The following is an 8,276-nucleotide window of genomic DNA, read 5'->3' on the forward strand; positions in this document are numbered from 1 at the left end:
CTTGAAAAAAGGCAGCCCGACCCGAGATGGGTCTAGATGTAATAACAGCGGAGCACTAACAATGATCCAAATGCAAAGTATGCTGGACGCAGCCGACAACTCCGGCGCTCGCAGTGTAATGTGTATTAAGGTTCTGGGTGGCTCTCACCGTCGTTACGCCCACGTTGGCGACATCATCAAAGTTACCGTTAAGGATTCAATTCCTCGCGGTAAAGTGAAAAAAGGTGATGTGCTTAAGGCGGTGGTAGTTCGCACCCGTAAAGGCGTACGTCGTCCAGACGGCTCTGTCATTCGCTTCGACCGCAATGCTTGCGTGTTGTTGAACAACACGAACGAGCAACTAGTCGGCACACGTATCTTTGGCCCTGTGACACGTGAACTTCGTAACGAGAAGTTTATGAAAATTGTGTCTCTGGCGCCTGAAGTTCTGTAAGGAGCGATCTCATGGCAGCTAAAATCCGTCGTAACGACGAAGTTATCGTTCTTGCCGGTAAAGATAAAGGCAAGAAAGGTAAAGTATCTAAGGTTCTACCAACCGGTAAAGTTATCGTTGAAGGTATTAACCTCGTGAAGAAGCACCAGAAGCCGGTTCCGGCTCTGGGCACTCAAGGTGGCATTGTTGAACAAGAAGCCGCTATTGATGTTTCTAACGTGGCTATCTTTAACGCAGCAGCTGGTAAAGGTGACCGTGTAGGCTTCCGATTTGAAGACGGCAAAAAAGTGCGTTTTTTCAAGTCGAATGGCGAAACTATTAAGTAATTCTGGAGTAGTACAATGGCGAAACTGCATGATTACTACAAAGAGACAGTTGTAGCTGAGCTATCTAAGCAATTTGGTTACAAAAGCATCATGCAAGTCCCAGGGATCGAGAAGATCACCCTTAACATGGGTGTGGGCGAAGCTCTGAACGACAAAAAACTGCTTGAAAATGCAGCTGCTGATATGACCGCGATTTCTGGTCAAAAGCCGCTCATCACTAAAGCACGTAAGTCAGTCGCAGGCTTCAAGATCCGTGAGGGCTACCCAATTGGTTGTAAAGTAACCCTACGTGGCGAGCGTATGTGGGACTTCTTCGAGCGCTTAATCGCGATCGCAGTTCCTCGTATCCGTGATTTCCGTGGCCTGAACCCGAAAGCGTTCGATGGTCGTGGTAACTACAGCATGGGCGTTCGCGAGCAAATCATCTTCCCTGAGATTGACTATGACAAAGTCGATCGTATCCGTGGTCTTGATATTACTATCACTACTACTGCAGGTACAGATGAGGAAGGTCGAGCTCTGCTGGCTGCCTTTAACTTCCCATTCCGTAAGTAAGGTGAAGGGTTACTGTTATGGCTAAAAAATCGATGAAAGCACGTGATGTAAAACGTGCGAAGCTCGCAGCGCGCTACGCTGAAAAGCGTGCCAACCTGCGTGCGACCATTAAAAGTGTCAACACGTCAGACGAAGAGCGTTGGGACGCAGTCCTGAAGCTTCAGTCGCTACCGCGTGATTCTGCGAAGTCTCGTCAGCGTAACCGCTGCAACCAGACTGGTCGTCCACATGGCTACCTACGCAAATTCGGCCTAAGCCGAATCAAGGTTCGTGAAGCTTGCATGAAAGGCGAGATTCCGGGTCTGCGTAAGGCAAGCTGGTAATTGAATCACGGGAGTAAAGACTTATGAGCATGCAAGATCCGATTTCGGATATGCTGACCCGCTTACGCAACGGTCAGACAGCAAAGAAAGTTGCTGTTAAAATGCCTTCGTCAAAGCTAAAGGTGGCAATTGCTGAGCTACTAAAAGCAGAAGGTTACGTGGCTGATGTCGCAGTAAATAGCGACGACAAGCCTGAACTGGAAGTGACGTTGAAATACTTCGAATCTAAACCAGTTATCGAGCAAATCCAACGAGTTAGCCGTCCGGGCCTGCGCATCTACAAAAAGAAAGATGAGTTGCCTTCAGTGATGGGTGGCCTTGGTATTGCGGTTGTATCAACTTCGAAAGGTTTGATGACCGATCGCGCAGCTCGCAAAGCGGGTCTGGGCGGTGAAATCATCTGCTACGTAGCGTAATAAGGAGTAGGAAATGTCTCGTGTTGCAAAAGCACCTGTCGTAGTTCCTGCCGGCGTAGAGGTGAAACTTGACGGTCAGGACATCACTGTAAAAGGAAGCAAAGGCGAACTTAGCCGCACGCTTCACGATATGGTGGCAGTAAACCAAGAAGAAAACACCATTACCTTCGCACCAAGTGTGGAACACGCTAAAGCATGGGCTCATGCTGGTACAGCGCGCGCACTGGTCAACAGCATGGTTGTTGGTGTAACAGAAGGCTTTACCAAGAAACTGATCCTGAAAGGTGTTGGTTATCGTGCAAACATTGCCGGTAACAAACTTAACCTGACACTTGGTTTCTCTCACCCGGTAGAACACGTTCTGCCTGAGGGTGTAAAAGCAGAGTGCCCAAGCCAAACTGAAATTGTTATCAGCGGTGCTGATAAACAAGCAGTTGGCCAGGTTGCTGCTGAAATCCGCGCATACCGCAAGCCAGAGCCTTACAAAGGTAAAGGTGTTCGTTACGCTGACGAAGCTGTGCGTACTAAAGAAGCTAAGAAGAAGTAAGGTAACACTATGGATAAGAAAGCATCTCGTATCCGTCGTGCGACCAAAGCACGACGCAAGATCGCGGAAATGGGTGCGACTCGCCTGGTGGTACACCGTACTCCACGTCATGTGTACGCACAGGTTATCGCTGGTAATGGCGCGGAAGTTATCGCCGCCGCTTCTACCGTAGAAAAAGCGATCCGTGAACAAGTTAAGAGCACCGGGAACAAAGACGCCGCTGCAGCCGTGGGTAAGATCATTGCTGAGCGAGCGAAGGAAAAAGGCATCGAAGCTGTTGCTTTTGACCGTTCCGGTTTCCAATACCACGGCCGTGTGGCTGCACTGGCAGATGCTGCCCGTGAAGCTGGTCTGAAATTCTAAGGTAGGTGGAAGATGGCTAACGATAAACAACAAAGTGATTTGCATGAGAAGCTGATCGCTGTAAACCGTGTATCTAAGACGGTTAAAGGTGGTCGCATCTTTACCTTCACCGCACTAACAGTGGTAGGTGATGGTAACGGTCGCGTTGGTTTCGGTTACGGTAAAGCCCGTGAAGTACCAGCAGCGATCCAGAAATCAATGGAAAAGGCGCGTCGTAACATGATTACTATCGCGCTGAACGACGGTACCCTGCACCATGCTGTAAAAGGCCGCCACACTGGTTCTAAAGTGTATATGCAGCCAGCATCAGATGGTACAGGTATCATCGCAGGTGGTGCGATGCGTGCCGTGCTTGAAGTAGCAGGCGTCCAAAACGTTCTGGCGAAAGCATACGGTTCGACCAACCCAATCAACATCGTTCGTGCAACGATCGATGGCCTGGGTGGTACGAAGTCTCCAGAAATGGTAGCTGCTAAACGTGGCATGCCTGTTAACGAAATTCTGGGGTAATCGACATGGCTAAGACAATTAAAGTAACTCAGACTCGTAGCGTTATCGGCCGTTTGCCGAAACACAAAGCGACCCTGCGTGGCTTGGGCCTACGTCGCATCAACCACACTGTTGAACTTGAAGATACACCGTGTATTCGCGGTATGATCAATAAAGTCAACTACATGGTTAAAGTGGAGGAGTAATCACATGCGTTTGAATACTCTATCTCCGGCTGCAGGCTCAAAGCCTTCTGCGAAGCGTGTAGGCCGTGGTATTGGTTCAGGCCTGGGTAAAACCGGTGGCCGTGGTCACAAAGGTCAGAAATCACGTTCAGGTGGTTCAGTACGCCCAGGTTTCGAAGGCGGTCAAATGCCTTTGAAACAGCGTCTGCCAAAATTCGGTTTTACTTCGCGTAAAGGCCTGACTTCAGCTGAGGTTCGTTTAGGCGAGCTGGCTAAAGTTGGCGGTGACGTTGTAAGCCTTGAGTCGCTAAAAGCGGCAAACGTTGTTGCACAAGACACTCGTACGGCGAAAATCGTACTGTCTGGCGAAATCGCTCGTGCAGTGACCGTTAAAGGTGTTCGTGTCACTAAAGGCGCTAAAGCGGCAATCGAAGCTGCAGGCGGTAAAATCGAGGAATAATTAGCTCGAGGACGAGGTACAGATGGCAAAACAACCAGGACAAAACTTTAGTAGTGCAAAAGGCGGAGTTGCGGAGCTGAAAAGTCGCCTACTTTTTGTAGCAATGGCATTATTGGTATTCCGTGCCGGCTCTTTTGTGCCCATTCCTGGTATTGACGCTGCTGTACTTGCCGATCTGTTCGAACAGCAACAAGGGACCATCATTGACTTGGTTAACATGTTCTCTGGTGGCGCCCTTGAGCGTGCCTCGATACTGGCACTGGGCATTATGCCGTATATTTCGGCGTCGATTATTGTTCAGTTATTGTCAGTCGTTCATCCCGCATTAGCGGAATTGAAAAAAGAGGGTGAATCTGGTCGTCGTAAGATAAACCAGTACACTCGCTACGGCACGTTGGTGTTGGCAACGTTCCAAGCAATTGGAATCGCGACCGGGTTACCAAGTATGATGCCGGGTCTGGTGATTAATCCAGGTCCTGCTTTTTACTTTACCGCGGTAGTTAGTTTGGTGACTGGTACCATGTTTTTGATGTGGTTAGGTGAACAAATTACTGAACGTGGCATTGGTAACGGTATTTCGTTGATTATTTTCACCGGAATCGTCGCGGGTCTGCCACCCGCAATTGGACAGACAATAGAGCAAGCGCGTCAAGGCGACATGTCTCCGCTTCTCTTGCTAGGTATCGCAGTTATCGTATTGGCTGTCGTCTACTTTGTGGTCTTCATGGAGCGTGGTCAACGTCGTATCGTTGTTAACTACGCTAAGCGGCAACAAGGTCGTCGTGTTTTTGCAGCGCAAAGCACGCATCTGCCTCTTAAGATCAACATGGCAGGCGTTATTCCTGCGATTTTTGCATCAAGTATTATTCTGTTCCCTGGCACGCTTGCTAACTGGTTTGGTAAGGGTGATCAGACAAGCTGGCTGACCGATGTGTCTTTGGCGTACATCACTACTTATCGTAGTAGTCGTAATCAYGGACTTTATGGCTCAAGTTCAGACTCATTTGATGTCTCAACAATATGAGTCCGTGTTGAAAAAAGCCAACCTAAAAGGCTACGGCCGCTAATAGGTTGTCTATTTACGGAGTTTAGCAATGAAAGTTCGTGCTTCCGTTAAGAAAATCTGCCGTAACTGTAAAGTGATCAAACGTAACGGTACCGTTCGTGTGATCTGCAGTGAGCCAAAGCACAAGCAACGCCAAGGCTAATAGCAGAATATTTTTCTTGCAAAATGAGGTCAGGCTGGCTACATTAGCCAGCCCACCTTTTGTATGTGCAAAAGAAGTGGCTATGCCGCTGCGTATCCTCGACGGGCTCTGCAGCGGTTCTACTTGAAAAGTACTAGGAGTGAATAGTGGCCCGTATAGCAGGCATTAACATTCCTGATCAAAAGCACGCTGTAATCGCATTGACTGCGATTTACGGTGTCGGCAAAACCACCTCTCAAGCTATTCTAGCTGATGTCGGTATTGCCGAGAGCACTAAGATCAGTGAACTATCAGAAGAACAGATCGACCAATTGCGTGACGGTGTGGCTAAATACACCGTAGAAGGCGATCTACGTCGTGAAATTTCCATGAACATCAAGCGTCTTATGGACCTTGGTTGTTACCGCKGTTTGCGTCATCGTCGCAGCTTGCCACTTCGTGGCCAGCGTACGAAGACCAACGCTCGTACCCGTAAGGGTCCGCGCAAACCGATCAAGAAATAATCGGGGTAGGTGAGTACTATGGCTAAACAAGCAACTCGTGCACGCAAACGCGTACGCAAGCAAGTCGCTGATGGCGTTGCGCACATTCATGCGTCTTTCAATAACACAATCGTGACGATTTCTGACCGTCAAGGCAATGCTCTAGCATGGGCAACTGCCGGTGGTTCAGGCTTCCGTGGCTCTCGTAAGTCAACTCCATACGCTGCGCAGGTTGCTGCTGAGCGTTGTGGTGAAATGGCTAAAGAGTACGGCCTGAAAAACCTCGAAGTGATGGTTAAAGGTCCAGGTCCAGGCCGCGAGTCTACTATTCGTGCCCTGAACGCTGCGGGCTTCCGCATCACTAACATTGTCGATGCGACGCCAATCCCGCATAACGGTTGTCGTCCACCTAAGAAACGCCGCGTTTAATACGCACTAGCGCTGTTTCTTAGAATATTGGAGAAAGATCATGGCAAGATATTTGGGTCCTAAGCTGAAGCTTAGCCGTCGCGAAGGTACTGACTTGTTCCTTAAGTCAGGCGTACGCGCGATTGATACCAAGTGTAAAATCGATAACGTCCCAGGCGTTCACGGTCAGCGTCGCGGCCGTTTGTCTGACTATGGCGTTCAGCTTCGTGAGAAGCAAAAAGTTCGTCGTATGTACGGCGTAATGGAAAAGCAGTTCCGTAACTACTACAAAGACGCTGCCCGCATCAAGGGCAATACAGGTGAAAACCTGCTTCAGCTTCTTGAAGGTCGTCTAGATAACGTAGTTTACCGCATGGGCTTTGGTGCCACTCGCGCCGAATCACGTCAGCTGGTAAGCCACAAAGCGATCCTAGTTAACGGCAAAGTTGTTAACGTACCTTCTTTCAAGGTTTCGGCAAACGACGTGGTTAGCATTCGCGAGAAGGCGAAGAACCAGGCGCGCATTAAAGCAGCTCTAGAAGTTGCGGCACAGCGCGAACTGCCAACTTGGATCGAAGTAGACAGCAAGAAGATGGAAGGCACATTCAAACGCCTACCAGAGCGTTCTGATTTGTCTGCTGACATCAACGAACACCTGATCGTCGAGCTTTACTCTAAGTAAAGCTGAACTAAAGAGAGGACATAATGCAGGGTTCTGTAACAGAATTTCTTAAGCCGCGTCTGGTTGATATTGAACAAGTTAGCTCGACGCACGCAAAAGTAACTCTTGAACCTCTAGAGCGTGGCTTTGGCCATACTCTGGGGAATGCGCTACGTCGTATCCTACTTTCATCTATGCCAGGCTGTGCGGTGACGGAAGTTGAAATTGACGGCGTATTGCACGAGTACAGCACCAAAGAAGGGGTTCAGGAAGACATCCTGGAAATCCTACTTAACCTTAAAGGCCTAGCCGTTAAGGTTGAGGGTAAAGATGAAGTTATCCTTACTCTGACCAAGTCTGGTGCAGGCCCTGTTGTTGCAGGCGACATCACCCATGATGGTGGTGTTGAGATTGCGAACCCAGAACACGTTATCTGCCACCTGACTGATGCAAACGCGGAAATTAGCATGCGTATCAAGGTAGAACGTGGTCGTGGCTATGTACCAGCGTCTGCGCGTATCGATAGCGAAGACGACGAGCGTCCCATTGGTCGCCTACTTGTCGATGCAACGTTTAGCCCAGTAGATCGTATTGCTTACAATGTTGAAGCAGCACGTGTTGAACAGCGTACCGACCTTGATAAGTTAGTCATCGATATGGAAACTAACGGTACACTGGATCCTGAGGAAGCGATTCGCCGTGCGGCAACCATCCTAGCTGAACAGTTGGATGCGTTTGTTGATTTACGCGACGTGCGTGTCCCTGAGGAGAAAGAAGAGAAGCCAGAGTTCGATCCGATCCTACTGCGTCCTGTAGACGATCTTGAACTAACTGTTCGCTCTGCAAACTGTTTGAAAGCAGAAGCGATTCACTATATCGGTGATCTGGTACAGCGTACTGAGGTTGAGCTTCTTAAAACACCAAACCTTGGTAAGAAGTCTTTGACAGAGATTAAAGACGTGCTGGCATCACGTGGTCTATCTCTAGGCATGCGCCTAGAAAACTGGCCGCCAGCATCAATCGCTGAAGATTAATCAGTTACTGATTATTTAGTTAGAAGGATTAGGTCATGCGCCATCGTAAGAGTGGTCGTCAACTCAATCGCAACAGCAGCCATCGTAAAGCGATGTTCAGCAACATGGCTAGCTCGCTGGTAACTCACGAAGTTATCAAAACAACTTTGCCTAAGGCAAAAGAGCTGCGTCGCGTTATTGAACCGTTGATTACCTTAGCTAAGAACGACAGTGTTGCTAACCGTCGTGTAGCGTTCGCTCGCACTCGTAACGACGAAGTAGTAGCGAAACTGTTTAATGAACTCGGCCCACGTTTTGCTTCACGTGCAGGCGGTTACACTCGCATTTTGAAATGCGGTGTTCGCTCAGGTGATAAAGCCCCTATGGCTTACATCGAGCTCGTAGAT

16 protein-coding genes and 1 pseudogene are annotated in these 8,276 nt (G+C 49.0%); all 17 read left to right on the forward strand.

Going from position 1 to position 8,276, the window contains the following annotated elements:
• Positions 1–61: 61 nt before the first annotated feature.
• Positions 62–433, forward strand: coding sequence for a 50S ribosomal protein L14 (gene rplN / locus BZG79_RS08225; RefSeq protein ID WP_021024473.1), 372 nt, complete (start codon positions 62–64; stop codon positions 431–433).
• Positions 434–444: 11 nt separating this feature from the next.
• Positions 445–759, forward strand: coding sequence for a 50S ribosomal protein L24 (gene rplX, locus BZG79_RS08230; protein ID WP_021024474.1), 315 nt, complete (start codon positions 445–447; stop codon positions 757–759).
• Between the two features lie 15 nt (positions 760–774).
• Positions 775–1,314 carry a 50S ribosomal protein L5 gene (gene rplE / locus BZG79_RS08235; RefSeq protein ID WP_021024475.1) on the forward strand — a complete coding sequence of 180 codons (540 nt, stop codon included), beginning with the start codon at positions 775–777 and terminating at the stop codon, positions 1,312–1,314.
• Between the two features lie 17 nt (positions 1,315–1,331).
• Entirely contained in the window at positions 1,332–1,637 is a 306-nt protein-coding gene (gene rpsN / locus BZG79_RS08240; RefSeq protein WP_021024476.1) for a 30S ribosomal protein S14, read from the forward strand.
• Between the two features lie 23 nt (positions 1,638–1,660).
• Positions 1,661–2,053 carry a 30S ribosomal protein S8 gene (gene rpsH, locus BZG79_RS08245; protein WP_021024477.1) on the forward strand — a complete coding sequence of 131 codons (393 nt, stop codon included), beginning with the start codon at positions 1,661–1,663 and terminating at the stop codon, positions 2,051–2,053.
• Positions 2,054–2,066: 13 nt separating this feature from the next.
• Positions 2,067–2,600, forward strand: coding sequence for a 50S ribosomal protein L6 (gene rplF, locus BZG79_RS08250; protein WP_021024478.1), 534 nt, complete (start codon positions 2,067–2,069; stop codon positions 2,598–2,600).
• A 9-nt stretch (positions 2,601–2,609) separates the two neighbouring features.
• The gene (rplR, locus tag BZG79_RS08255; RefSeq protein WP_021024479.1) at positions 2,610–2,963 is read left to right on the forward strand and encodes a 50S ribosomal protein L18; all 354 of its coding nucleotides are present in this window, start codon (positions 2,610–2,612) and stop codon (positions 2,961–2,963) included.
• A 12-nt stretch (positions 2,964–2,975) separates the two neighbouring features.
• Entirely contained in the window at positions 2,976–3,473 is a 498-nt protein-coding gene (gene rpsE / locus BZG79_RS08260; protein WP_021024480.1) for a 30S ribosomal protein S5, read from the forward strand.
• Between the two features lie 5 nt (positions 3,474–3,478).
• Positions 3,479–3,658, forward strand: coding sequence for a 50S ribosomal protein L30 (gene rpmD / locus BZG79_RS08265; RefSeq protein WP_021024481.1), 180 nt, complete (start codon positions 3,479–3,481; stop codon positions 3,656–3,658).
• Positions 3,659–3,662: 4 nt separating this feature from the next.
• The gene (gene rplO, locus BZG79_RS08270) at positions 3,663–4,097 is read left to right on the forward strand and encodes a 50S ribosomal protein L15 (RefSeq protein WP_077774162.1); all 435 of its coding nucleotides are present in this window, start codon (positions 3,663–3,665) and stop codon (positions 4,095–4,097) included.
• 22 nt (positions 4,098–4,119) lie between these two features.
• Positions 4,120–5,164: pseudogene (gene secY, locus BZG79_RS08275) on the forward strand (preprotein translocase subunit SecY).
• A 27-nt stretch (positions 5,165–5,191) separates the two neighbouring features.
• A complete protein-coding gene (rpmJ, locus tag BZG79_RS08280; protein ID WP_021024484.1) occupies positions 5,192–5,305 on the forward strand; it encodes a 50S ribosomal protein L36 in 114 nt (37 codons plus the stop codon).
• 146 nt (positions 5,306–5,451) lie between these two features.
• Complete coding sequence (gene rpsM, locus BZG79_RS08285; protein ID WP_077774163.1) at positions 5,452–5,808, forward strand: 30S ribosomal protein S13; 357 nt, start codon at positions 5,452–5,454, stop codon at positions 5,806–5,808.
• A gap of 18 nt (positions 5,809–5,826) precedes the next feature.
• On the forward strand, positions 5,827–6,216 hold the full coding sequence (gene rpsK, locus BZG79_RS08290) for a 30S ribosomal protein S11 (protein WP_021024486.1): 390 nt from the start codon (positions 5,827–5,829) through the stop codon (positions 6,214–6,216).
• Positions 6,217–6,256: 40 nt separating this feature from the next.
• Complete coding sequence (gene rpsD / locus BZG79_RS08295) at positions 6,257–6,877, forward strand: 30S ribosomal protein S4 (RefSeq protein WP_021024487.1); 621 nt, start codon at positions 6,257–6,259, stop codon at positions 6,875–6,877.
• 23 nt (positions 6,878–6,900) lie between these two features.
• Entirely contained in the window at positions 6,901–7,890 is a 990-nt protein-coding gene (gene rpoA / locus BZG79_RS08300; protein ID WP_077461926.1) for a DNA-directed RNA polymerase subunit alpha, read from the forward strand.
• A gap of 35 nt (positions 7,891–7,925) precedes the next feature.
• Positions 7,926–8,276, forward strand: a 351-nt coding sequence (gene rplQ / locus BZG79_RS08305; protein WP_077774164.1) for a 50S ribosomal protein L17, incomplete at its 3' end; no start/stop codon positions are given.

Origin of the sequence: Salinivibrio sp. MA427 (genome assembly GCF_001996115.1) — a bacterium.
Classification (GTDB): domain Bacteria; phylum Pseudomonadota; class Gammaproteobacteria; order Enterobacterales; family Vibrionaceae; genus Salinivibrio; species Salinivibrio costicola.